Below are 25,268 nucleotides of genomic sequence, written 5' to 3'. Positions count from 1 at the left end.
ATGCAAGAAAAGCAAAAAGTTACACTGTATCTTCCACCTGAACTGCATCGCCAGCTCAAAATCAAAGCCGCAGTAGAATCTGAACCGATGTCATCAATTGCAGAAAGGGCAATTGTCTTTTACCTAGGAAACTCCGAACTGGTTGACGAAGTAGAAGCCTCCTACGGACAAACCCACCGGGTTTACACTTGTCCAGAATGCACGGGTTCAGTAGTAATGCGAGAGGGAGAACTGGCCTCCGTCAAAAGTCAGCCTAGCGTATTGGCTGAACAGGATCTTCCAGTGAAGCAGGTGTCGGGCGTCAGCGCCAGCACTGCCCAACCGGGAGAGGAAGAATTGGTTCCCTGCTAAGAATGCCTTGCTTCCCCAAACAGCTAGAACTTAAAGTTACTAAAATTTTTCGTATTCGGCTAAAGGCAGCATTGAGATTCAGCAAAGATAGCACCGTCTCTAGTGGGTCGAGGAATATGCAAGAAGAGATCAGTATCCTAATCCAAGCTCAATATCCTCTGATCTACCTCGTGACATCCGAGGAAGAGCGGTGTGAGCAAGCAATTTCGACAATAGCTCAAGCCAAACCACAGCGACGAGTATTTATCTGGACTGTAACTCACGGCATTGTGGAGTACGGTCAGCCGCGCACCACCACCCAGCACAACACCGTCTCGCCAGAGGCAGCAATTGAATGGGTGATCAGGCAGCGAGAACCCAACAGCAACGCTAGCATTTACATTTTCAAAGATTTACATCCTTTTATCGATTCTCCTCCGGTAACGCGGTGGTTGCGCGATGCGATCGCCAACTTCAAAGGAACGCAAAAGACAATTATACTGATGTCTCCTTTGCAGCAAATCCCGATCGAGCTAGAAAAGGAAGTAGTGGTATTAGACTTCGCGCTTCCAGACATGAAGGAACTCAACCAAGTATTGTCTGGCCAGTTAGAGCAAACAAAATCGCGGCGCATTACCACAGAAGGGCGAGAAAAACTTTTAAAAGCAGCCTTGGGATTGACCAAGGACGAAGCTGAAAAAGTGTATCGCAAAGCCCACGTTTCCACAGGGCGGTTAACTGAAGAAGAAGTAGACATCGTTCTGTCGGAGAAAAAGCAATTAATTCGGCGCAACGGCATTCTAGAATTCATCGAAGAAGACGAAACTCTGGATGCAGTAGGCGGTTTAGAAGAGCTGAAGCGGTGGCTGAAGCAGCGTTCCAACGCCTTTACAGAAAGGGCGAGAGAATACGGCCTGCCCCAACCAAAAGGGATGTTAATTCTCGGCGTACCGGGCTGCGGAAAATCGCTGATTGCCAAGACTACCTCCCGCCTCTGGGGACTGCCCCTGCTGCGGCTAGATATGGGCCGAGTCTATGACGGTTCGATGGTGGGTCGCAGCGAAGCCAACCTCCGCAACGCGCTCAAAACAGCAGAATCCATCTCTCCAGCCATCCTGTTTATCGACGAACTAGACAAAGCCTTTGCCGGAGGCACCGGTTCTGCCGACTCAGACGGAGGCACATCCAGCCGAATTTTCGGTTCCTTCCTCACTTGGATGCAAGAAAAAACTTCCCCAGTCTTCGTAATGGCAACAGCCAACCGCATCGAGCGGTTGCCGGGGGAATTCTTGAGGAAAGGCCGGTTCGACGAACTCTTCTTTGTTGACCTGCCTACCAAAGAAGAACGCCAAGAAATTTTCAACATTCACCTGTCAAAGCGGCGTCGGGACATCTCTCGCTTCGATTTAGAGCAACTGTCCAACGTTTCCGACGGCTTTTCAGGCGCAGAAATTGAACAAGGGCTAGTAGCAGCAATGTACGAAGCCTTTGCTCAAGATAGAGAGTTTACGCAGTTAGATATCATCGCGGCCATTAAATCTACATTGCCACTGTCTAAAACCATGACCGAACAGGTCAGCGCCCTGAGAGAATGGGCGAGACAGCGCGCGCGGCCCGCTGCGTCTTCCGTCGCTGAATACCAGCGAATGGAATTCTAAAAGCTTTCTCCTGGTCCAAACAGGAGCAAAGGCTAGCAACAGCTAGCAGTTCGATTGAAGAGCCGCCCAGCGGCCAAGTTAAATCCAGACCGTTGTTGTTTCTCTCTCAGTTTTATTAGGAGGAAATCCAATGTCTCACTTTAGCACTCTGCGTACCAAGATCACCGATGCCGAAATCCTGAAAGCTTCCCTGCGCGACTTGGGCATTTCAGTCAAGTCAGAAGCTGACGTTCGCGGTTATAACGGCCAGCGCGTTCGCTCCGACATTGTGGCCACTCTCGAAGGCGAATACGACTTGGGTTGGTCTCGCAATAGCGACGGTTCCTTTGACCTGATTGCAGACCTCTGGGGCGTCGCCAAAAAGCACAATCAAACCGAGTTGATCAACTCCATCAACCAGAAATACGCAGTCAACAAGACCTTGGCAGCAGTCAAGCAGCGCGGTTTGCAAAACGCCAACGTTAAGCTGGTAGTGCAAAATTAATCGCCGTGCGCGTTTCTAAGCTTGCGGGTTAACCAAATACGGGTTAACCCGTTTTTTGCGATCGAGATTTTTAGCACTGCCCCTACAGCTCGACAGACAGAGGAAAGCTGCTCCTTAGCGGACGCTATCTTTTACCGTTTGTTGATAAATTTCAAGCATTCGATCGACTTTGCGTTCCCAGTCGAAATGCTGCCGGACTCGCTCCCGTCCAGCGCTACCCATGCTGTGCCGCAGCTCCGGGGATTGAGCTAGCTTCAGCATAGCTTCAGTTAGTCCTTTGACAAAGCCTTCTCTAGAAGCTGGTTCTACTAAAATTCCACTTGTGGAATCGAGATAATCCGCCGGGCCGCCCCAGTTCGTTGCTATGACGGGTAAGCCCACCGCCATTGCTTCCATTACCACGGCCCCCCCGGGTTCGCGTAAACTCGGGAACACCATTGAATCAGCTTGTTTCATTTTGATAGCGCACTGCTCCTGAGAGAGCCAGCCGCTAAATACAACCCTGCTGTCGAGCCCCAAACGAGCTGTTTGAGCTTCGAGTTCCCCTCGCATCTCCCCATCGCCGATGATTTCTAAGACTGCATCAGTTTGAGCTGCGACGGGGGCGAAGGCTTCTAGCAGCAAGTCTACACCTTTCCAGTCTGCCAGTCGCCCTAAGAAAACAAAGTGAACTTGTTTATTTGGCTCCTTTAATGCGGTAGAGTCCGATCGCCACACCGAGAAATCCACGCCGTTTTCCACAAGTTCAATGATTTTACCCTGCACCCCTGTTGGCAGTGCTTGCTTCGTGCGATCGTTGGCCACCAACAGCGTCTCGGCTTTGATTTTGCCCGGAAAAAGACGGTTGAAGAGATCGACGAACTGGTGACCGATCGCGATTAAAATATCAATGGTCGGATTTTGGCGCGATCGAAATGCCAGAGGAAATTTAACCGACGTGTTCATCGGCCCGATAACTACCGGCACTCCCAATCCGAACATCAACGAAGGAACTGTTGCCGAAACTGGTGTCGGTTCGTGTACAACATCAATCTCGTGTTCGCTCACCAGCCGCCGGACAATGCGGCGCTGCAGCATTTGCGTGTACAGGTGACTCAGCAGCCCAAAAGTAAATTCATTCACTCTTGCTGGGATAAATTGCCCGCAATTATTAAGCAGCCGGTGCAGCCAAGTATCCGGTACAAAGTGCATTCGATCGCAGTCTTCTGGAAACAGCGCTGTGAGTTCTGCCTGGGTGCGGGCGTGCGTCACTAACCATGTTTCTATTTGGCGCGATCGAAGTATCCGGAAGTAGTTGATCGGCAGCAATGACTCGCCGCCGAATTTAGTTGAGGCATTCTGAGCAACAATTAAAATTCGCATATCTTGTTTGGGACTCAACTGGATTTATGTAGTCTGAGATTAAATTTGTTCTTTAGCATAACTAAGACGGGTTAGTTATTCCTAGTTTTTCCAAGCACTGAGCTAAAGTTTCTGCACTGCGGCCGTGGCTAAATTTGGCCATAATTTTTTTCCGGGATTCCTGACTGAGGCTCAAAGCAAGTTCGGGATTTTGGAGGAGATTGGCGATCGCATCTGCCATTTCTTCGGGTTTTTCTGATTGGACTAATACAGCATCCACGCCGTCATCTACTAGCTCAGAAGTTCCGCCTACATTAGTAACAACCGACGGCACTTCCATCGCCATTGCTTCCATCACAGCAACCGGAACTCCTTCATTCAAACTTGCCAAAGCGAAAACGTTAGCTGCTTCTAGACTTTGGCGAATTCGCTGTTCCGAAACAGCCCCAAGTAGCTCCACGCATTCGGACATCGATTTATCGTCAATGATTTTTTGTAGCTCTTGGTGATATCCGCTGCCCCCTTGTTCATCCTCACCTGCAATTTGCAGCCTCACGTCAAATCCCCGATTTCGCAGCAATTCTACAGTCTCAATCAAGTATTTATGACCTTTCACCGGGTTGAGGCGGCCGCAAGCAAAAATATTGCACGGACTTCCTTCTTGCCAAGGCTTGTAAGGGCTGCTGCGTTTAATTTCTGCAATATTAACTCCCATGGGAGCAACAGCTAATTGTTTGGGAAGAAAGTTCGCTAATTTCTTTTTGACATCATTGAGAAGCAGTTGAGATATGACGATCCCAAAAGCAGCATTTTTCCACTTTTGTTCCTGATTTGACCCGTACACTTCTAGAGTAGGTCCGTGAAGAGTTATACTGTAAGTACAGCCTGTAAGAATTGAGTTAAATAAGGCTATATTGGCGGAATTGGCACAGGAATGAACGTGGATGTGAGACCAACCTTTTGTTTTTGTTAACCCTGCTAATTTCCCAGCAACCAAAACCAATGCTAAGAGTTTAAATTTTTCAAATAACGATGTGTCACTCGCTTTGGCAATAACTGCGAGGCACTGCCACCATGCAGCGGGACCAGCTTTGAGAACCTCTAGGAATGAATTAATAAAATCTTTCGCAGCAAAGGGAAATAGATAAACAGTATTTTTTTGAGCTTCTTCTGCCCATACGTGAGAAGCGATCGATCTGGGTGGCGGTTGAGTTGATACTAAATCTGTTTCAATTCCAAGTTCTGCAAGAAATTGTCGCTCCCGCCACAAAAATATGTGTGTTTGTCCGGGAAATTGGGGAATAAAGTATCCAATTTTTGTCTTCATTTCTTACCTGCTTTCTAATTTTTGATTCAAGGATATTTATCTACTGTGCCGATGCACGAACACCTTTCTCACCGAGCATTTTTTCGTAAATATCGACGATTTTAATCGCTTTGTTTTCCCACGCAAATTCTCTGGCTTTTTCGATCGCCTTAGCTGACATACTTTCCCGCAGCCGATCGTCTTCCACTAACAGCTTGATTTTACTTGTCAACTCCTGTGTGAGATACTCTCTAGAAATCGGCTCGATCTTAAAACCAGTTTCTTCATTCACGTATTCACCAATACCGCCGTTATTAGCAACTATGCAGGGGAGCCCGCAAGCCATAGCTTCCATTACCACTGCGCCCCCGAACTCTCGGATCGAAGGGAAGCAAAAAATATCTGCTTTCCTGTAATATTCCAGAGTTTCTTGTTGATTTACCCATCCGGCAAAGCTAACTATTTCCCCTAAATTAAGCTCATTTACTCGGTTTTCCAAGTTGTTTCTTTCTGGGCCGTCTCCTACTATAGTTAAGCTGATTTTACTTTGAATTGCCAGGTCTAATTTCCCAATAGACTCAATGACAATATCGGCACATTTGTAAGGCACTAATCTACCCACAAACAGCAGGTCGATCTTGCTAACATCTTTATTAAGGATCTTTGTCTGATTTGAAAATTCCTCGGAAATCCCATTTTCGTAAAATAAATCAATTCTTTGGTCGGGAATTGCAAACAAATTTTTTAGCATATTTAAAGTATATGTTGAACCTGCTAAAATTTTATCTGCTTTTTTGTAAGTGTCTACATAACCTGGAATTAATGTTCGACCAACTGCTCTCAAAAAGTTGAATTGAGCAAATTCTTGTTTTGCAGTTTCTTGAAAACCTGGGGGAAAGGGAATGCCCCCATTCACAGGGCCTAGAATAAAAGGAGTCTGCTGGCAAACACTGACTACCTTAAACGGATAGCGCGGCATCATCGGGGTAATTGCATGAACTATGTCATAATCTCCGTTGAGAATTTTTCCTTTGAATTTTTGGTATACTTGTTGATTGAATTGCTCATAAATTGGGTAATTCAACACATGATAAATTGGCCAATTTATTCGCCCGGTTGCGGTCAGCTTTTCGACTATTCTATAATATTTCTCGGTTAAGTTTGTTTCTTCGATGTAAACAGTTTTTTCATATTCTGGGTGTTTTTCAATAGCTGGTTTGTTTCTAATATGGGTAACGAGTGTTGCATCAACTAAATTGTTTATTTGTTGAAAAAAATTGTAGCCGACCAAAGGTACTGATGCCCAGTCAGGATTGCACTGCTCTACAATTAGTAAAACTTTTAATTTTCGATCGCTCATTTGTTTACTGCTTAGGGGAGGACTTTGTGGGAAGTTAGCTGTAATTCTAGTTGGCTGAATTAAGAGAGTTGGTTGTTTTGTATTCAATCAACTTGCTCTGCTGCCCCAGCAATCGGCGCTGGTGAAACTGGATTTGACCTTGTAGTTGGGGAAATTTGGCTAACACGCAAGACAAAGCGTAGATGGCTGCGTCTTTAGTTGCAATATCCCCATGCTTTGCATAGTAGTTATAGGTGCGATAGGTTGCTAAGGGGTAACCACTCAATAGTAACAGGCTCCAGCCTTCTGTCGGCAATGCCATTGCCAAGGCTAGCCCTGGCAAGACTAATCCCCAAAACCAGGTGCTTCGGGTTTCTTTGACCCAATGGCGTTCTGGTTCGCTTCCGTGCATCCACGAACCCTCGGCGTAGGCGTAACCCGCTCTTTGAGCGCGCTTCCACCACTGAGCAAAAGTGGTCATTTGCGCGTCGTGCAGGGTCATTTCTGCGTCTGAGCGGAGGATTTTCCAACCTTTTTGGCGCAACCGCAGACACATTTCTGGTTCTTCGCCGGCGATTAGTGCGGGATTGAAACCTTCGACTTGCTCAAATGCTGTGGCGCGCATCATGGAGTCGCCACCGCAGGCTTTGGTTTCGCCGATGGGGGTATCCCACTCAATGTCGCACAACTGGTTGTAGATGCTTGCTTTGGGGTATCGTTCGCGCCTGCGCCCGCATACTGCTGCTACGTCGGGTTTGGCTGCGAGTTCGCTCTTTGCCCGATCGAGCCATCCCTCAACCACTTCGCAGTCGCCGTCCACAAATTGGACAAATTCGATGTCGGGATCTAGTTCCAGCAGGCGGGCAAAGCCTTCGTTTCTGGCGCGGGCTGCGGTAAAGGGTGTAGATAGGTCGAGTTCAACGATGTCAGCTCCGATCGATCGGGCTAACTCAACGCTGCCGTCTGTAGATCCGGAATCGACGTAGACGATGCGCGCAACTTGGTCTGTGGCCCCGACTAGGCATTGGCGGAGCCGCTGCCCTTCATTTCGTCCGATCGCTACTAATCCAACTTGTTTCAAGTCTTACCTCTTCAATTCGACGACTGAACTATTATTTTAATATTTTAGTAACAGTCAAGCTAACTTCACAATATCTTTATAAAATCAATCCCAACGAGTTCCTGTCTTCGGTGTTCAACTACTGGTAGCTTATTAGACCTCTTGCCAAACAAATCTCTGTTACAATTAAACCTTTTGAGTTTTAGACCCACGAAGCTCACTCATAATTGTCAAGTGCTGATATCACCTGCAATCTGCTCCACTCAAGCCAAACCTTTGACTCTAATGAAATTTCTAACGAAGCTTTTTCGTTTTCCAGGTCTTCTGGTGGCAGTTGTAATTGATTCATTTTTTTATTGTCACAATCAAGTATTGCATATAATTGTATCACAACAGTCTTGATAATGATTTAGGATTGCTCTAGCTATTGATACCATCGGAGATTATTTATTTGCTCGTTATAAAAACATATTTATCAGGCAATCCTGGTTCGATTAAAATGTTAATTAAAAACATCGATTGTTTCAAATCTAAACCCGTTAATCTTCCCAAGATTACCATTTTGCTATACAACAGATATCATCCCGAACATCTGACTGTTGAGTTAGAGAAGATTTATCCACAAATTATGACTCAGATCGAGTTTGAACTCTCAAAAAAAACCTTGAAACCCGAAAAAGAAGCCCTTGGCAAGTCTGGATTTGTTCCGGTTAGGGCAAAGTGGATAATTGAACGGTCAAATGCTTGGATGGAAAGATGCAAAATCCTCGTTAATAACTTCGAGAGAACTTTAGTTAATGCAAATGCCAAGATAAATGTTTGTTTTATTAGGCTGATGGTTAAAAGGCTTGCAGCTTAAAAGATGTCAAATGGGTTCTATAGTAGATCGCGAGCGAGACGCTGGCACCGATCTCATCCAAATATATTATTCTGATGCAACCGTCCACGATCTGAAAGCGAAAATGGGATGCTCCCCATTTTTGTCTCTCTGCCAACAGTGGAACTGCCCACAATCAAATTCTGTCGCTTTCTTTGGGGGCGGTTTGATGTAGATTGCTAGTCTGAATTGTAAGTTTTCGATCTAACCCGCCCCTAGGAGTATTGTAGTTACTTTACCGAAACTGCTGAGCGGAATCCGCAATCAGTGATGCCCAGAATATCCAGATATTTTTGAGCAGTACCTTCCAGGTTGAATTGGGCAAGCCAAGCTGGATCGGCTGGCTTTGTTTTACCGGACAATACTTTTAAAATTGCTTGCGCGAGCGCTTCGCTGTCGCCTACTGGTACTAGCTCGCCGTACTTGCCTCGGTCTAAGATTTCATAGGGGCCGCTCGGGCAATTTGTAGAAACAATTGGGGTTCCCAAAGTCATTGCTTCTCCCAGTACAACCGACCGACCTTCCCAAGCTGAAGACAAGACAAATACTGCCGACCGTGCCATGTATGCAAAAGGATTTTTTACAAAACCCGGCATTTCCACGTCATTTTCCAAACCCAATTCGCTAATTAGAGATTCCAGTCGAGACCGTTCCGATCCTTCGCCTAAAATCAGCAACCGGGTCGATCGCGCTTGTCTTACTTTAGCAAAAGCATTAATTAAGTTAGGAAAATCTTTTTGTTTTTCTAATCTCCCCACTCCCAGAATTACTGGCAATTCTGGGGGATTAAACCAGGGGTGGTCTACAGGTTCTTTACTTTTTTCTATGACTCGTTCTGTCTCTATTGGGTTGCTAATTACTTGAATTCGATCTGCTGGTAAGCCAGTTCGAGCAGCTATGTCTTCAGCTACTCCTTGAGATACTGCTAGTATGCCGTCGGCCCTAGGGTATAAAAGTCGCGCTATCGCGGGCGACCAATATTTAAAGCTTAAGGGAGAGTTACTTCCCGCTTCCTGAGAAAGATGCGTGTGGTCTGATACCACAATCCGTGTTTGTACACCCGAAAAATGCTTTGCCAATATTGCTATTTCGTTTGCATAATGATTGGCTGACATTAAAGCTGTGGGTTGTTCCTGTCGCAGGTAACGCGCTAATTTAGGAACTCTTGTTAATATCTTTTCAGCTTCTAGGTTGATAATCCGAACGGATGGGGGAAAGTCCCACAGGAAAAGAGCTCCGGGAAAGTTAAGTACCAAATCTACCTTGACGCCGCGAGCTACAAAATTGCGGGTTAAGTTCAACATTACCTGCTCTATACCCCCATTGAACAGGCAATGCAGATAAATAGCAATGTGCGCTGGCTTTTTGAGTGTACCCATTGAATTATTTTTTTAGTTTGAGTAGTGTTTTTCGATCGAAGTTGATCCTGCAAGCTGTGGCTGCGGGGAATTTCTCGTGCGGCAGCAGACTGCTGCTAATTCTGGTTGGGCTGCGAATTATGGCTCTCCTGGCGATCGGGTGATTGATATAGCTTATATATCTCAGGGTAAGGATTTGGGCGATTCGATTGCCAAAATTCTGTGCTGTAAAATACAGTTTGCACCACAGATCCAAGGGAGCCGATCGATATTCGGGCTAACTCTAGGCTACCCGCCTGTTGAGCCGGAATCGACGTAGACGACGAGGGCAACTTTGTCTGTGGCCGAGACTAGGCACTGGCGGAGGCGCTGCCCTTCATTTCGTCCGATCGCTACTAATCCAACTTGTTTCAAGTCTTACCTCTTCAATTCAACGACTGAACTGTTATTTTAATATTGTAGTGACACTCAAGGTAAGTTCACAATATCTTTAGGATAAATTCTATTGAGCTGCAGTTTTAGGTATTATACGGCCTCAAGCTTATTCTTTATTAAGCTACACCAATCATGTTGAGTAAAGCTAGTCAACCATGCTAAATTTAAGTTTTTGGTTCACAATTTACTGTAGCGACCGCGGAGTCAGCCATAGATATTTTTCACTCTGCGAACAGGGAAATTACCCTGAATTTAAAATCTGCGGCGTTGCTGATTTACGGTATTAATCAACTTTTGTTGTAAGTTATAAAACTCATCATACTTGGCTTATAGGAATTTGGAAATCTTTAATTCATACCTGTATTCAGCAACGGCCTAGAAATTATTGTTCAGACTTCCTGGTTGTTTTTTTCGATTATTTTTGCCGGTATTCCCACTGCGGTTGCACCGGGTGGCACGTCACAAATCACCACAGCATTAGCACCAATCAAAGCATGATCGCCGATCGTTACGGAGCGAATAATTTTAGCTCCTGCACCGATATCGACGTGACCGCCGATTTTGACATCAGCAACAATTGTCACCTGCTGAAAAATCAGACAGTTAGGGCCAATGGAAGCACTGGGATGAATGACAACGCCATTAGGATGAGTCAGCAGCAGTCCTCCTTGTATTTGGCAGTTCAAAGGGATGTCTGTTGCAGTGACAACGCTCCAAAATCGATACTGGATCACGTTCCAACGGCATAAAATATATCCTGCAATTCCACCCTGCTGCTGCCACTTTTGATAGTTGCGGATAGATTTTAGCAGTTGGCGACTGGGTTCCCACCACTTGCTAAGTTTTTCGCGGCTCCAGTCTGGTTCTGTAGCAGAAATGATTGACTTAGTGATTGACTCAACCATTGTTTGTGCAATTTTTTGATGATGTAGACAATTGTGCCTATTTGTGCAGTTTACCTTAAGATAACTCTCTAACCTGAGTATGGAGATTGCTTGAATCTCGACACAGTTAACTTGCTTGAGAGAACAGAGAAAGTTAAGCCCGATCTCTCTGTTTGTTTTAACACAGAAGCGGGGACACTTTCCGATAAAATGATTTAAGAATTGTTTTCGGCCGGACGGGATTTTATAATTTTGGCGGGAATGCCAACGGCAGTTTGACCGGCCGGAATGTCTGATAAAACTACAGCATTAGCACCGATATTTACATCGTCTCCCAAGTTGACTTTTCCGAGGATTTTTGCACCAGCGCCGACGTTAACCCGATCGCCCAATTGAGGGGATTCTAGCGGTTTGTCCAAATAGCGGTTTCCCAGCGTTACACCTTGGCGGATAATGCAGTCGTCACCGATCGTACAATATCCGTGAATAATAATAGCGTTTTGATGTTCAATCACCACGCGACGACCGAGCTTGACAGTGTAAGGCAAGTCTATCCCGTAACTATTGCGGACTTTTCGGTAGAGCGATCGATAAATAATGCTCAAAGGAGCTCGAAGTAATTTCGGTTCTACCTGCATTCTCCAGACGCCAAAACGCTGCACTGCTACGGCGCGAAATCCCGGTTTTGTCCAATCTCGACCGTGAGCGATCCAGTCTTCTTTAATTTGCTGCCATAGTCCCAGACCGGCGGTTTCTACTTGATTTTCACTGCTGATTAACTTTTGCTCAGTTACCATAAGCTCTAATTCACGCTATTTTTTGTTTGCTCTATTGATTCTAGATGCCCGCGATATTAATGGGTCTATCAGGTTTTTGAGGAAGGATCGATCCGGTTTTATCGAGAATACTAATTTTTCTGCTGCATCATAAAAAATTTTGCTTGCCTAGGTTAACCTGGTTTAGTTGGCTTTGACCGATTCACCAAATCGTTTTAAAAGTTTTTGGATTTTTCAATCTTACCCCCCTTAAAAAATACACTATTTAATACAAAATCCCTCAGTAATTGTGGTGGATCGCCATCGGGTTTGCCTTGAAGTACGCGGCGCACCCTCCAGGCTGCAAAACCCGAAGCCCAGGATACATCTGTTAACGCTGTGTAAACCAAGCCGTAGTTTTTGAGAAAGTACCTGCGCCGGGAATCAAACCAATACTGTGGCAGTCGCTTAGGGGGCTTTTTGGTGTCAGTGACGCCCGAGCTTTGACCTACTAAGTGGACAACGCGACTTTCGGGTACGTACCAGCAACTCCAGCCAGCTTTGTTAGCTTGCAGACAAAAGTCCATTTCTTCGCAGTACATGAAATAAACTTCATCCATCAAGCCAATTTTTTCAAATACTTCGCGACGGACGATCATGCTGGCTCCAGCTACCCAATCAGTTTGACAGATTTCTTGGGAAATCGGAGGCGCTGCGACCCTGTGGGCTAACAACTTGGACAGCAAGCCCGTCCGCCAACCAAAATCGAGTTCGGTTAAGATGTTGTGAAACCGAAATGCTGACTGCTGGGGAGTACCGTCGGGGTCTTCCAAGCGGCTGCCGGCGATGCCTGCTTCGGGGTGGGAGTCCATGAAGTCAACCAGTGCTTTCAGAGCTCCGGGGCGAACTACGGTGTCTGGGTTGAGCAGCAGGACGTAAGGGGGGGGATTGGTGGATTCCAGGGCGGGACGGATCAGGGCGTTGTTCCCGCAGGCAAATCCGCCGTTGCGCTGTAGGGGGACGAAGGAGGCCCATTCGCTCCAGCCGAATGCGGCTATAGCGGCCGGTATTTCTTCGGTAGAATTGTCGCCTGAAGCATTGTCGCCAACTACAACCCGCGTACCGGGGAGCGATCGCACTTCGGTAACTAGAGAGTGCAAGCAGTCAATTGTCAAACTAGAGGTTCGGTAGTTAACAATGACAACCAGCAGTGGATACGGGTGATTTGGCTCGCTGGCATTGGACATAGGTGCAGTTTTTGGTTTAACAACTTTTTAGCTCAAGTTGTACCCATCTGGCAAGCTGGAGCTATGACTAATAATATTTTTATTTGTTTCGGTGAGGAAGACTGTTTTTTTGTGCCATATTTCGGAATTCCCGCCGCTCTGCATCAAAGTCGATATTGCCTGTAAACCTGACTTGCCGATCGGTGCAGCAGCGAATGTCGGTAAACTAACCCCTTCATGTCATCGGAATAGCCACCGCCAATGACGCAGGCAACGGGATAGCCGCCAGCTAAACAAGTAGATAAAACTTGCATTTCCCGGCGAAATAACCCGGTATCAGTTAAAGATAATTTTCCGAGTTTGTCGGCCTGATGAGTGTCGGCTCCGGCATCGTACAATACTAAATCTGGCTTGACATCGGAGAGTAAATCTGGTAAGTATTTAGCCAAAGTTTGTAAGTATTCGTCGTCCTCCATACCGACGGGCAAAGCTACATCTAAATCGCTCTTTTGTTTGGTGCCAGGAAAATTGACTTCGCAGTGCATCGAAAAAGTAAAAACACTGCTGTCATTTTGGAAAATTGTAGCGGTTCCGTCTCCTTGGTGCACGTCTAAATCGACAATTAAAACTTGGCGAACTAAACCCATTTTTTGGAGGACGCGGGAGGCGATCGCCAAATCATTAAAAATACAAAAACCCGAGCCGTAATTGGGGAAAGCGTGATGAGTTCCGCCCGCAGTATTGCAAGCCAAACCGCATTCTAAAGCAAGCTTAGCAGTTAGTACGGTCCCGGAGGAGGCGATACAAGTGCGGTTGACCAGGGCCGGACTCCAAGGCAGACCAATTCGCCGCTGAGCTTTGTCATCCAGCGTTCCGTTGCAGTAAGCTTGAATGTAATCGCGATCGTGGACTAGCTCAATCCATTCTGACCCTAAAAGTTCGGGAGCGTGAAATTGCGATCGCTCTGCTACCCCGTCCAACCGCAGCATTTCGTAAAGCAGCCCAAACTTTGCCATCGGGAAGCGGTGACCGGGCGGCAGCGGTGCAACATAATCTTCGTGGTAGATAATTGGTAAATCCATGAACATAATTGTAGAACGAATGAATCTCCAACAGACATCTCCCATAATTTTTGTAAAGCAGGATCGCTTGCGGGCTGTTTAGATAATTTTGAGGATTCGTCTAATAGATGTCTGCCATCATTCTCGCTTCCCAGCCTCGCTGGCGCGCTCTTTACAGGCTTGGCCGGAGATGTCTAATTAAAAGCCTGCAATCTCAAATTTAAATTCGCTGGAGAACCTGTATATGCAACTAAAAACTGTCTGGGAGTCCGGCAGCAACAATCCCGAAAATGCTGAGAACTTCGATAATATCGCTCAGTGGTGGAAAAAACTCAACGGCAAAGAAATTAGCTGGGTTGAGCGACTGATTCCGCAAATCGGCGGTATGAGCGAAATTCACTGGCAACCCCAGCGTTTTGACGTAACATTTGTGATAGTCAATCCCGAAATTAGCGAAGAGACTCTCTATTGGTACAAACCCGATTCTCCTGTCAAACGCAACACCACAGTTCAGAAACTAGAACTAGACAACCTGCAACAGCAATTGTACCTCTATCCTCAGTTAGAATCAGAAGTGGTAATTCGCATCGGATTTCCCGAAGTGAAATATCAAACACTTGAATTAAACAATCCAGAATTTGCGTTGGGCGAAGATAATGTACTGCTGCTGTGGGAGGCCGAGCAAGAACTTGAAATTAAAATCTCCCTCAGCAATGAAAATCTTGCTAAACTTAAGGAATTGCTGGCATAGAAAAGACCGAGAAAAGAGTTGACAGGCTAAGCCTTGGGTGCGGGGGAGCGTGAAACTCTGAAGTTAGCTATAAATATCTTGAGGCTGGCGCGGGGGTGTGTCGAAACGGGTTTTTTCACCGGAATACTTCGTTGTTTTTTCGGATTGGGGTGCGGGGGACTGTGTATTTCTGCTAAAACTTTTTGAAGGTGGCTGCAGAATGTCTAGAAGCTTGGGCGATCCTCCCCGGTTTCTCGGTTCAGGAGTGCCTGAGTCGCGATCTTTTTTTCAGACAAGTTAGTTTTTTTGCGAATAGTGGGACTTGTTTTTGCAATAAAATATGGCAAGAATGCGGTTGATTTGAGTTGCAAATTTAAGACGGTCGATCGATATTTCGACCGACTAAAAGCTGGATGATTAGATGAACGAATATAAAAAAGTAAAAAGTAATCCTCTATTTGGTGAGATTTGATTTTGCGGTCGAGGATTTTTGTATGACAAAGGTGCTTAATTTATTAAATCATCAATCTCATTGCTGCTAAGAAGCTAAACTCAAAATGGCTAGAGAAAAAATGGCGATCGACAAAAAAGATATCCACATTTTAATTATTGACGATCGACCCGAAAACCTCCGGTTTCTATCGAAGATATTGACGAAAGAAGGGTATAGAGTTCAGCGAGCAATTTCGGGAGAAATGGCGCTAAATGCAAATTTTACTGCGATCCCAGACTTGATTTTACTAGATATAGCTATGCCTAAAATGAACGGCTACGAAGTCTGCGAACGACTGAAAGCCAACGAAAACACTCGCGAAATCCCGGTAATTTTTTTGAGCGTTTTTAATGAAACTTTTCAGAAGATTAAAGCTTTTGAAGTCGGCGGTGTTGACTACATTTCTAAGCCTTTTCAAGTAGAAGAATTTTTAGTGCGGATTGAAAGTCAACTAACTATACAACAGCTATCGAAACAGTTAAAACAGCAGAATGCCGAACTGCAACGAGAGGTAGAATTTCGCAAAGTAACAGAACAAGCACTCAGGGAAAGCAAAGCGCAGTTGCAGAAATTGGCGGTTAGTATACCGGGAGTGATTTATCAATTCATGCAGAAGCTTGATGGGACTTTCAAGTTTGAATATATCAGTTATGCTTGTCGGGAAATTTACGAATTAGAGAGCGAGGATATCTTAAAAAATCCTAATTTGTGCTTCGATCAAAACCATCCTGATGACCGAGAATATTTGGGTGAAAAGATTTGTGATAGCGCTCGAACTTTAGAACCTTTTGGTTTTGAATGGCGGATTGTTACGCCGTCGGGCAAACTCAAATGGCTGCAATCTAATTCTCGACCTGAAAAGCGCAAGAATGGCGATATTGTTTGGTATGGCGTAATTTTTGATGTCAGCGATCGCAAGCAAGCAGAAATAGAAACGGCATCAGCTAAATCTGCTTTGGAACGGCAAGTTCAGCGAGAGTTGCTGATTGCAAAAATAACTCGACAAATTCGATCGAGCTTGCAGCCGGAAAAAATATTTCAAACGGCTGCAACTCAAATCGGTCAGGCATTCCGCGTCAATCGCTGTTTGATTCATGCTTACGTTACTACCCCCCAAGTCGATCTTCCTCTGGCGGCTGAGTATCTCGAACCTGAGTGGGAATCAATGCGGAACGCCATCGTTCCAATTTGGGGCAATCCTCACGTCGTACAAATGATGATCCAAGACCGGGCGATCGCCTCCGACGACGTTTACTCAGAGCCTCTTTTGCAAGCTGCTCAACCGATTTGCCGCCAGGTTGGGTTGAAATCGATGCTGGCAATTCGCACTTCTTACCAGGGCAGGGCAAACGGCGCTATTTGTTTGCACCAGTGCGATCGCCAACGCGAATGGACAAAAGATGAAATCGACTTGTTAGAAGCTGTGGCGGGTCAAGTAGGAATTGCGATCGCTCAAGCTAAACTGATCGATCGAGAAAAAAACAGGCTCGCGCAGCTCGATCGGCAAAATAAACAGTTGCAAGCAGAAATTCGCACCCGCGTCCGCGCCGAACAAGCTCTGCAAGAATCCGAAGCAGAATTGCGGGCGATTTTTACCGCCATGACTGACATAGTTTTAGTGAGAAATGCAGAAGGGCGCTGCATCAAAATCGCCCCGACAGCAGCGGTAAATTTGGTGAAAGCTCCTACCGAAATGATTGGCAGAACCGCCCACGAAATCTTGCCAAAACCTGCTGCAGATTTGGTATTAAATACCATCCAACAAGTTCTCAAAACGCAGCAAAGCATCAATATTGAATATAGCTATACGCTCGGAGATCGGGAAATTTGGCTCGACGCTAAAATTTCTGTGCTTTCGCAAGAATCAGTGATTATCGTAGCGCGAGATATTAGCGATCGCAAACTTGCAGAATCTGCACTTCGAGAAAGCCAGCACTTCATTCAGGCGATCGCCGATTCCAATCCCAACCTATTGTACGTTTACGATTTAGTAGAACAGCGCAATGTTTACACCAACCGCCAAATTGCTGCGATGCTGGGCTACAACGCCCGAGAAATACAAGATATGGGTACTGAAATGATCCTAACTCTGATGCACCCCGAGGATTGGCCAGCTTTTTGTGAAAATGTCCAAAAAGTCGAGCAAGCTAAAGACGGCGACATCATAGAATTTCAATACCGCATGAAACACAAAAACGGTGAATGGCGGTGGATGAACAGTTGGGATACAGTATTTCTCAGAACAAATGACGGTAAACCCAAACAAATTCTCGGTACGGCTAATGACATCACAGACCGCAAATTAGCGGCAGAAAAACTGCTAGCATCGCAGCAAAGAATCTCATTTTTATTGCAGCAAACGCCGATCGCAGTAATCGAGTTAAACCTGAATTTAGAAATTATCACTTGGAATCCGGCGGCGGAAGCTATTTTTGGCTACAGCGAGCCCGAAGCGAAAGGGAGAGTCGCGGCCGATTTGATCGTACCTGAAAGCTACCGCGAGCAAGGAGCTGAGATTTTCAATCGCGGCTTGAGGGACAAATCCAGCGGGATTTGCGAAAATCTGACCAAAGACGGCAGAATTATCCTCTGCGAGTGGTACAATACTCAGCTAATTGACGAAAACGGCAAAGCAATCGGCCTCGCTTCAATGGCTGTAGATGTTACCGAACGCCAGCAAGCACAAACTGAACTGCAAGAAAGTGCTTTGCGGCAAAGAGCGATCGCCCGAATCATTGAAAGAATGCGCCAGACATTAGATCTCCGAGAAATTTTTGAAGCCACAACCAGAGAATTGCGCCAAACCATGAAATGCGATCGAGTCGCCCTTTACCGTTTCAATCCTGACTGGAGCGGCGAATTTGTAGCCGAATCAGTTGACAGCAAGTGGATTTCTTTTATCCAAGCACAGCAGGTCGATTCTAACTTCACTGAAGACGCTTTAGAAAGCGAAAAGTGCCTCGTCCAAAAATTCGAGAGCAGCTCGCAAGAAGTACGGGATACCTATTTGCAAGACACCGAAGGCGGAGCCTACAGCCGAGGTAAAACTTACCTTTACGTCCCAGATATTTACAAGCAAGGCTTCAGTAATTGTTACATCCAACTCTTAGAAAGATTTCAAGCAAAATCATACATTACTGTGCCAATTTTCTGCGGAGAAAAACTCTGGGGACTGCTAGCATCCTATCAAAATTCAGCTCCCCGCCAGTGGAGCGAAGCTGAAATCAACGTTGCAGTTCATGTCGGCACTCAGCTAGGAGTAGCATTGCAGCAAGCAGAATTGCTCGCCCGCACTCAAAGGCAGTCAATGGAACTACTTAAATCCAAAGAAAATGCCGAAGTTGCCAACCGCGCCAAAAGCCAATTTCTCGCTTCCATGAGCCACGAACTCCGCACGCCTCTCAACGCCATTCTCGGTTTTTCCCAAGTCATGGCCCGCAACAGTTCAATCACGCAAGAACAAAAAGAATACATAGAAATTATCAACCGCAGCGGCGAACATTTGCTGGAACTGATCAATGATGTTTTGTCAATGTCCAAAATAGAAGCAGGTCAAATTACCATCAATCAAGGCCGCTTCAACCTCTACAATCTTCTCAGCAGCCTCAGAGAAATGCTGCAACTAAAAGCCAACTCAAAAGGGTTGCGCCTGATATTTGAAGATACCGACAATTTGCCGCAGTACATTGAAACAGACGAAGCTAAATTGCGACAAGTTTTAATTAACCTGCTGGGCAATGCGATTAAATTTACTCAACACGGAACGGTGACTTTGCGCGTTAGCAGCCAAGCAGAAAACAACGCAGCAAAACAAAAAGAAGCCCAATTGTTTTTTGAAATTGCCGACACGGGGCCCGGCATTTCTCCTTCGGAAATTTCCACATTATTCCAGCCTTTCGTACAAACTGAAACAGGTCGCAAATCGATGCAGGGAACTGGTCTAGGATTGCCGATCAGCCAACAGTTTGTCAAAATTATGGGAGGCGCTCTTGCTGTTGAAAGTAAACTCGATAGAGGCACAACTTTCACTTTTAATATCCGCGTTAACGTAGTAACAGAAAGTGACGAACAAGAAAAATCTGCCGTCAAACAAGTTATTGCTTTAGAACCCGGACAGCCAACCTATAGGATATTAATAGTTGAAGATGTAGCGGAAAATCGCCAACTGCTGCTTAAGCTCCTCGTACCGCTGGGATTTGAAGTTTTGGAAGCAACTAACGGTGAAGAAGGAGTTGCTTTGCACTCAACTTGGAAGCCGCACCTGATCTTAATGGATATGCTGATGCCAGTTATGGACGGGTACGAAGCGACAAGACAGATCGAGCAAACTCCCGAAGGTAAAGAAACCATAATTATTGCCCTGACTGCGAGTGCTTTTGACGAACAGCGGCAAATAATTTTGTCTGCTGGTTGTGACGATTTGATCTGTAAACCGTTTCGGGAAGAGGTACTATTTGAAAAGATCGCGCATTACCTGAACCTGCGTTATATTTATGAGGAAGAAAACTCATCTACTTCTGGTTCAGCACCGAGACTGCTTCAAAGTTTGACCGCCGAGGATTTAAGTGTAATGCCCGCAGACTGGGTGGTCGATTTGTACCAAGCAGCACTTTGCGTTGATGACAACCGCATCCTGGGACTGATCGAGCAAATTCCCGAAACTGAGGCAAATCTGGCTAACGCTTTAACGGATTTAGTCGATAATTTTCGGATAGATATCATTATCGATTTAACTCAATTATATTATGATGAACGACCAGCCATTACCAGCGACTCCTAGAGACATTCTGATCGTTGACGATATGCCGGACAACTTGCGACTTTTATCTACTATGCTAGAATCCAACGGGTATCAAGTCAGGAAGGCGATTAACGGAAAACTTGCTTTACAAGCAGCACAAATATCGGCTCCAGATTTGATTTTACTAGATATTAATATGCCGCAAATGAACGGTTATGAAGTTTGTGAAAAGTTAAAAAAACTTGAAAAAACTAAAGATATTCCGGTAATTTTTATTAGTGCGCTAGATGACGTGATGGAAAAAGTTAAGGCTTTTCAAGTAGGAGGAGTAGATTATATTACTAAGCCGTTTCAAGTAGAAGAAGTCTTGGCCCGCGTGGAAAGCCAACTTTCTTTGCGTTTGCTGCAATCGAAACTGCAACGGCAAGCTAGGGAATTGCACGATCGCAATTCGAGATTGCAGGCAGAAATTGCCGAACGGCAGCAAGCCGAAGAATCAATCCGGTTTTTGCTGGAAACGACGCGGGCGATCGGCGAAGCTGTAGACTTTCACTCAGCTTTAGAAGTAATTCTGCGCCAAGTGGGCGAAACAATCGGATGGGATGTGGGAGAAGCTTGGATTCCCAATGCAGAAAAAACTGTGCTGAAATCTGCCCGCGGCTGGTATGCTAGCAACCCCTGCATGGAACCCTTCCGCAGCCAAAGCGAACAACTGACATTTGCCATGAATATCGGGCTGCCGGGACGAGTTTGGGCATCCAAGGAACCGGAATGGGTAGAAGATATTTCCCAGGGCTACCCGGATTTTTTACGAAGTGAAGTAGCACAAGAACTCGGATTTAAAGCAGGTTTTGGCGTGCCGATTTTGGTAGAGGATGAAGTATTGGCGGTGCTAGTTTTCTTTCAAATTTTGCCTTGTCCGAAAGACGCGCGATTTATAGACATTTTTAATGCCGTCGGCACTCAATTAGGTGCTTTGATTCAGCGAAAACAAGCAGAAGAATTGCTGCGGATTGCTGAAGAAAGATATCACAGCATTGTAGAAAATGCGATGGAAGGGATTTTTCAAAGCACTCCTTCTGGAGGCTATCTCAGCGCTAATCCAGCTTTGGCAAAATTGTACGGTTACGACTCGCCAGTAGAACTGATGTCTAGTATTAAAAATATTGCCGAACAACTGTACGTTGACCCGGAACGCCGCCTGGAATTCGTGGCAGCTATGGATGCAGAAAATGCGGTTTCGGGGTTTGAATCTATGGTATGCCGCAAGGACGGTAGCCGGATTTGGGTATCCGAAAATGTCCGTGCTGTTCGGGATTCACAAGGCGTTTTGATGTACTATGAGGGTACTGTTTCTGACATTACAGAGCGAAAATTAGCGCAAGAAGAGCTCAAGATTCAACAGGAACAAAGCGAGAAATTGTTGTTAAATATTCTTCCCCAACCAATAGCAGAACGCTTGAAGGCAGAGCAAAGCACAATTGCTGACAGTTTTGGTGAAGTAAGTGTTTTATTTGCTGATATTGTAGGCTTTACTGAACTGTCGGCGAGAATGTCTCCGACGGAGTTGGTAAAGCGATTGAACGTGATTTTTTCTCACTTCGACCAGTTAGCTGAAAAGTACGGTGTGGAGAAAATTAAGACTATTGGTGATGCTTACATGGTAGTTGGGGGGTTGCCTACGCCGAAAGAGGATCACGCTGGGGCGATCGCCCAAATGGCCCTGGGAATGCAGGCAAAAATAGCCAAGTTGTCGGCCGAGACAGGAGAAAAACTGGCAATTCGCGTCGGCATCAATTCCGGGCCGGTGGTGGCGGGAGTGATTGGTGTGAGCAAGTTTACCTATGATTTGTGGGGAGATACGGTGAATGTGGCGTCGAGGATGGAGGGTACGGGTTTTGCCGGCAGAATTCAAGTTACTGATGTTACTTACGAGCTTTTAAAAGATAAGTATTTGTTGGAGATGCGAGGCGTAATTCCGGTGAAAGGTAAGGGGAATATGAGGACTTATTGGTTGTTAGAAAAAAGGTAGTCATTAGTCATTAGTCATTAGTCATTAGTCATTAGTCGTTAGTCAGTAGTCATTAGTAATTGGTGTCAAATTAAGCCTAAAACCATTGAAAAATCTCGCTTTTAGCAGAGGCCTGATCCCCCTAAATCCCCCTTAAGAAGGGGAGTAGGGGTTGACTTTGAGAGCGATCCAGTCCCCCCCTTTATAAGGGGGGTTAGGGGGGATCTGGCCAGAGGATAGTCAAACAGTAGATCCTTACTACATAAGACTTTAAGTTGACACCAATGGGAATGGGGAATTGGGAATTGGGAATTGGGAATAATGTTTTTGTGGGACGTTGCTCAAAGCCAGCGCCGGAGCGGGATTGTACTGCTATGATGAAATTAGTTAACGAAACTTTACATAATAGCCGTGACTGCACAAGAATTAGTATCTGCAACAAGTTTTGAGAAGCTGATTTGGACTTGGAAAGGTCATAAAATCCAATATACCGTCCAAGGAACCGGCCGCCCTTTGGTGTTGATTCACGGGTTTGGGGCTTCGATCGGACATTGGCGGCAAAATATCCCCGCACTCGCGGCGGGCGGCTACCGGGTATTTGCGCTGGACTTGTTGGGATTCGGGGCTTCTGGCAAACCTGCGCTTGATTATACGCTGGAATTGTGGGAAGAATTGCTGACAGATTTCTGGGCGGAATTTGTACGGGAACCGGCGGTATTTGTCGGAAATTCGATCGGCGCTTTGCTGAGTTTGATGGTAGTCGCCAACCATCCAGAAATATCTGCAGGCGGTGTGTTAATCAACTGTGCCGGCGGGCTCAACCACCGGCCGGAGGAACTGAATTTCCCGCTGCGAGTAGTGATGGGGACTTTTGCTAAGTTAGTTCGATCGCCCGTCATCGGCCCGTTTGTCTTCAACAACATCCGCCAAAAACACCGCATCCGCAACACCCTGCGCCAAGTCTACGGGAACCGCGAAGCCATCACCGACGAACTCGTAGAGCTCCTCCACGCGCCCTCCTGCGAGCCCGGAGCTCAACAAGTTTTCGCTTCCATTCTCACAGCCCCAGCAGGCCCTCAACCGTCAGAATTGCTGCCAAAGGTCGATCGTCCGTTACTGGTACTTTGGGGTGCAGACGACCCCTGGACTCCCATCGCCGGCAGCCAGATTTATCAACAATTGGCCGCCAACGATAAACCAGTGAAATTTGTTTCAATTCCCAACACCGGCCACTGTCCCCACGACGAGCGGCCCAGTGAAGTCAACGCTCTGATTTTGGACTGGCTGCTGGAGTTGAAGTGAAATTTTTCGGGGGGAATGCCAGAAAAAGGCGATCGAGCCAAACCCTTGCACAGCCAAGGTTCTGCCATACTCCACCGCACCCGCCGCCCGGATTGGAAAGACTAAAAAAAAACTTTGCTAAAAAGTCTTGACACATTCGGGCGAGTCGGCTATATTGATGGACGTGTGAGGAGCGAACCAGAGAAAGCACCGAGACGAAACACGGCCAGTCGTCGGTGCTTTTTCTGTGGAAAGGCATTTTTAAAATCGTAATTATAGTGTAGATGCAGACGGCGGTTGAAACCGCGCCTACACAAACGATGTCCCTCTCTAAGAGACTGAAGAGAATAAGTAATTTTCACCGCCTTTGTCTTCAACCCGCGCACCATCCGGGTTTTGCTTGTGTAGACGCGGTTTCAACCGCCCAGTCTTCTTCGGAGCGAGCGGGAAACTCGCACTCCGAAAATTATTATTGCTAGAAATATCAACGATCGCCCAAAACAAATTGTTCGATCGCAGCCACCACCCCATCTTCCTCCACATCCGGCGCTACCCAATCAGCAACAGCCTTCACACCATCAGGAGCATTCCCCATCGCCACGCCCACACCCGCGTAGGAAATCATTTCCAGATCGTTAAAATTGTCGCCTATCGCCATCACCTGAGCCGGCTGCAAACCCAAAACTTTTTCGGCTAAATACTGCACCCCATCTCCCTTACTCGCCAAAGGATGCGTAGCTTCAAAAAAAGTAGCCACCGATTGAGTCAAATAAAGCTCCGCAGGCGTGTAGCGCTTCCGCATACTGCTGAGCAAGCCGTGGAGTACCTCCGGATTCTCGCACAAAGCCAAAACCTTCGTCGGTTCCCCCGGCATATCTCGCCGCAAATCTTGAATTACAATTGGTTCAATGCCCGATCGTTCGGCATAAATTCGGGTAGCTGCTGTAATTTCCGGTACGTAAAGTTTGTCGTCAATATAGAAATGGATCGAAAGGAGCGATCGGTAATCGAGTGCTTCAAAATGCTCTAATAGTTGCAGAGCAGTTTGTTTCGACAGCGGCAAGTGTCGCAGTCGCTTTTGAGTAGTCGGATCTTGAATCCACGCGCCCTGGTAGCAAATCAGCGGCAAAGTTGAGCCAATTTCTGAGTGAAAACGCAAAGCCGATTTGTACATCCTGCCCGTCGCAACGGCCACTTTCACTCCCCGCGACTCGGCAGCCAAAATTGCCTGCTTGACGGGTTGTCGGATGTCGTTTGACAAACCTGCGATCGTGCCGTCGATATCTAGTACCAGCAGTTTAATCTCTGCGGTACCAAAAGCGCGATCGGTAGCATTCGCTGGATTTGAGGCAATTATATTCTGCATGATTTTTGTGAGATTTTAGCTGTTGATTTGCACGCACCAGTTTATTTTGGCACTGGCGATCGGCTTTGTTTGCATCTAGATTGTCTGTTATGTTTGATGAGGACATTGGGAGAGCCAGAAAAGCCAGAGCACAAAAGGATGGAGAGGATTTGACTACCAACGGGAACAAATCATTGAAATATACAGTAATTTAAATGCCAGTAGGGCCTCCGCCGATCGCCCAGAACTCTCTCAAGAGCACCTCAAACCACTTTTTGTCTGAGTCCCGATCGCAGCTTGTTTACCTATGCACTCACCAGCCCTCTTAATGCGATCTTGATTTATACCATTTTTCTAAAGATGTGCTGTGGATGAAGTCTGAGCCCCCTTAGTAAGCTATGCTTTATAAACATCTTTCTTAACAATAAAGTTGACAGAAATTAACATCTGTGCTGTTGAACGAGCGGGCGATCGCCCAGGAATCAGGTTAAAACGATCGGTGGGTAAGGCAAGAATTAGAAAAAACTCAATTGGGAGATGTAAGAAGAACAAA

Annotated in this window: 20 protein-coding genes; 9 read left to right on the top strand and 11 right to left on the bottom strand. The window is 46.1% G+C overall.

The window, feature by feature from the left end:
- From WBA89_RS00600 to WBA89_RS00590, 3 genes are all read left to right on the top strand, one after another.
- Positions 1-351, top strand: coding sequence for a hypothetical protein (locus WBA89_RS00600; protein ID WP_194060552.1), 351 nt, complete (start codon positions 1-3; stop codon positions 349-351).
- Positions 352-467: 116 nt separating this feature from the next.
- Complete coding sequence (locus WBA89_RS00595; protein WP_424403082.1) at positions 468-1,988, top strand: AAA family ATPase; 1,521 nt, start codon at positions 468-470, stop codon at positions 1,986-1,988.
- A gap of 130 nt (positions 1,989-2,118) precedes the next feature.
- Positions 2,119-2,472 (top strand): DUF1257 domain-containing protein, encoded by a 354-nt coding sequence (locus tag WBA89_RS00590; RefSeq protein ID WP_096832348.1) that lies wholly within the window; start codon positions 2,119-2,121, stop codon positions 2,470-2,472.
- Between the two features lie 114 nt (positions 2,473-2,586).
- Here WBA89_RS00590 and WBA89_RS00585 read toward each other — a convergent pair whose 3' ends face one another.
- The 4 genes from WBA89_RS00585 to WBA89_RS00570 form a co-directional block, all read right to left on the bottom strand.
- Entirely contained in the window at positions 2,587-3,834 is a 1,248-nt protein-coding gene (locus WBA89_RS00585) for a glycosyltransferase family 4 protein (RefSeq protein WP_424403079.1), read from the bottom strand.
- Between the two features lie 61 nt (positions 3,835-3,895).
- Positions 3,896-5,140, bottom strand: a complete 1,245-nt coding sequence (gene epsE, locus WBA89_RS00580) for an exopolysaccharide biosynthesis GT4 family glycosyltransferase EpsE (protein ID WP_424403077.1) — start codon at positions 5,138-5,140, stop codon at positions 3,896-3,898.
- Between the two features lie 40 nt (positions 5,141-5,180).
- The gene (locus WBA89_RS00575) at positions 5,181-6,479 is read right to left on the bottom strand and encodes a glycosyltransferase family 4 protein (RefSeq protein WP_424403075.1); all 1,299 of its coding nucleotides are present in this window, start codon (positions 6,477-6,479) and stop codon (positions 5,181-5,183) included.
- Between the two features lie 46 nt (positions 6,480-6,525).
- Positions 6,526-7,539, bottom strand: coding sequence for a glycosyltransferase family 2 protein (locus WBA89_RS00570; RefSeq protein WP_424403073.1), 1,014 nt, complete (start codon positions 7,537-7,539; stop codon positions 6,526-6,528).
- A 430-nt stretch (positions 7,540-7,969) separates the two neighbouring features.
- Between WBA89_RS00570 and WBA89_RS00565 the strand changes: the two genes are divergently transcribed.
- On the top strand, positions 7,970-8,377 hold the full coding sequence (locus WBA89_RS00565; RefSeq protein ID WP_424403071.1) for a transposase: 408 nt from the start codon (positions 7,970-7,972) through the stop codon (positions 8,375-8,377).
- 248 nt (positions 8,378-8,625) lie between these two features.
- Here the strand turns inward: WBA89_RS00565 and WBA89_RS00560 are convergent, their stop codons facing one another.
- Entirely contained in the window at positions 8,626-9,774 is a 1,149-nt protein-coding gene (locus WBA89_RS00560; RefSeq protein ID WP_424403069.1) for a glycosyltransferase, read from the bottom strand.
- On the opposite strand from WBA89_RS00560, the gene WBA89_RS00555 reads away from it, so the two are divergent.
- Positions 9,774-9,917, top strand: coding sequence for a hypothetical protein (locus WBA89_RS00555; RefSeq protein WP_424403067.1), 144 nt, complete (start codon positions 9,774-9,776; stop codon positions 9,915-9,917). The genes WBA89_RS00560 and WBA89_RS00555 overlap by 1 nt on opposite strands.
- Before the next feature lie 124 nt (positions 9,918-10,041).
- Here the strand turns inward: WBA89_RS00555 and WBA89_RS00550 are convergent, their stop codons facing one another.
- The 5 genes from WBA89_RS00550 to WBA89_RS00530 form a co-directional block, all read right to left on the bottom strand.
- Positions 10,042-10,167 (bottom strand): hypothetical protein, encoded by a 126-nt coding sequence (locus tag WBA89_RS00550; protein ID WP_424403065.1) that lies wholly within the window; start codon positions 10,165-10,167, stop codon positions 10,042-10,044.
- 410 nt (positions 10,168-10,577) lie between these two features.
- The gene (locus tag WBA89_RS00545; RefSeq protein WP_424403063.1) at positions 10,578-11,093 is read right to left on the bottom strand and encodes a serine O-acetyltransferase; all 516 of its coding nucleotides are present in this window, start codon (positions 11,091-11,093) and stop codon (positions 10,578-10,580) included.
- A 194-nt stretch (positions 11,094-11,287) separates the two neighbouring features.
- Entirely contained in the window at positions 11,288-11,869 is a 582-nt protein-coding gene (locus WBA89_RS00540) for a serine O-acetyltransferase (protein WP_424403061.1), read from the bottom strand.
- Between the two features lie 194 nt (positions 11,870-12,063).
- Positions 12,064-13,074 carry a glycosyltransferase family 2 protein gene (locus tag WBA89_RS00535; protein ID WP_424403059.1) on the bottom strand — a complete coding sequence of 337 codons (1,011 nt, stop codon included), beginning with the start codon at positions 13,072-13,074 and terminating at the stop codon, positions 12,064-12,066.
- Positions 13,075-13,217: 143 nt separating this feature from the next.
- Positions 13,218-14,135 (bottom strand): histone deacetylase family protein, encoded by a 918-nt coding sequence (locus WBA89_RS00530; protein ID WP_424403057.1) that lies wholly within the window; start codon positions 14,133-14,135, stop codon positions 13,218-13,220.
- A 223-nt stretch (positions 14,136-14,358) separates the two neighbouring features.
- Here WBA89_RS00530 and WBA89_RS00525 point away from each other — a divergent pair, with 223 nt between their 5' ends.
- The 4 genes from WBA89_RS00525 to WBA89_RS00510 all read left to right on the top strand — a co-directional run bounded on the left by WBA89_RS00525 (position 14,359) and on the right by WBA89_RS00510 (position 23,391).
- Positions 14,359-14,865 (top strand): hypothetical protein, encoded by a 507-nt coding sequence (locus tag WBA89_RS00525; protein WP_424403055.1) that lies wholly within the window; start codon positions 14,359-14,361, stop codon positions 14,863-14,865.
- A 536-nt stretch (positions 14,866-15,401) separates the two neighbouring features.
- Complete coding sequence (locus tag WBA89_RS00520; RefSeq protein WP_424403053.1) at positions 15,402-20,117, top strand: PAS domain S-box protein; 4,716 nt, start codon at positions 15,402-15,404, stop codon at positions 20,115-20,117.
- Positions 20,083-22,110 (top strand): adenylate/guanylate cyclase domain-containing protein, encoded by a 2,028-nt coding sequence (locus tag WBA89_RS00515; protein ID WP_424403051.1) that lies wholly within the window; start codon positions 20,083-20,085, stop codon positions 22,108-22,110. The genes WBA89_RS00520 and WBA89_RS00515 overlap by 35 nt, the downstream gene beginning before the upstream one ends.
- A 390-nt stretch (positions 22,111-22,500) precedes the next feature.
- Entirely contained in the window at positions 22,501-23,391 is an 891-nt protein-coding gene (locus WBA89_RS00510) for an alpha/beta fold hydrolase (RefSeq protein WP_424403049.1), read from the top strand.
- 463 nt (positions 23,392-23,854) lie between these two features.
- On the opposite strand, the gene WBA89_RS00505 is transcribed toward WBA89_RS00510, so the two are convergent.
- Positions 23,855-24,736, bottom strand: a complete 882-nt coding sequence (locus tag WBA89_RS00505; protein WP_424403047.1) for a Cof-type HAD-IIB family hydrolase — start codon at positions 24,734-24,736, stop codon at positions 23,855-23,857.
- Positions 24,737-25,268 lie beyond the last annotated feature (532 nt).

Origin of the sequence: Microcoleus sp., assembly GCF_049646505.1 — a bacterium.
Taxonomy (GTDB): Bacteria; Cyanobacteriota; Cyanobacteriia; order Cyanobacteriales; family Microcoleaceae; genus Microcoleus.
The sequence above is the reverse complement of the archived record's forward strand: the minus strand, read 5'-3'. Positions and strand labels throughout refer to the sequence as shown.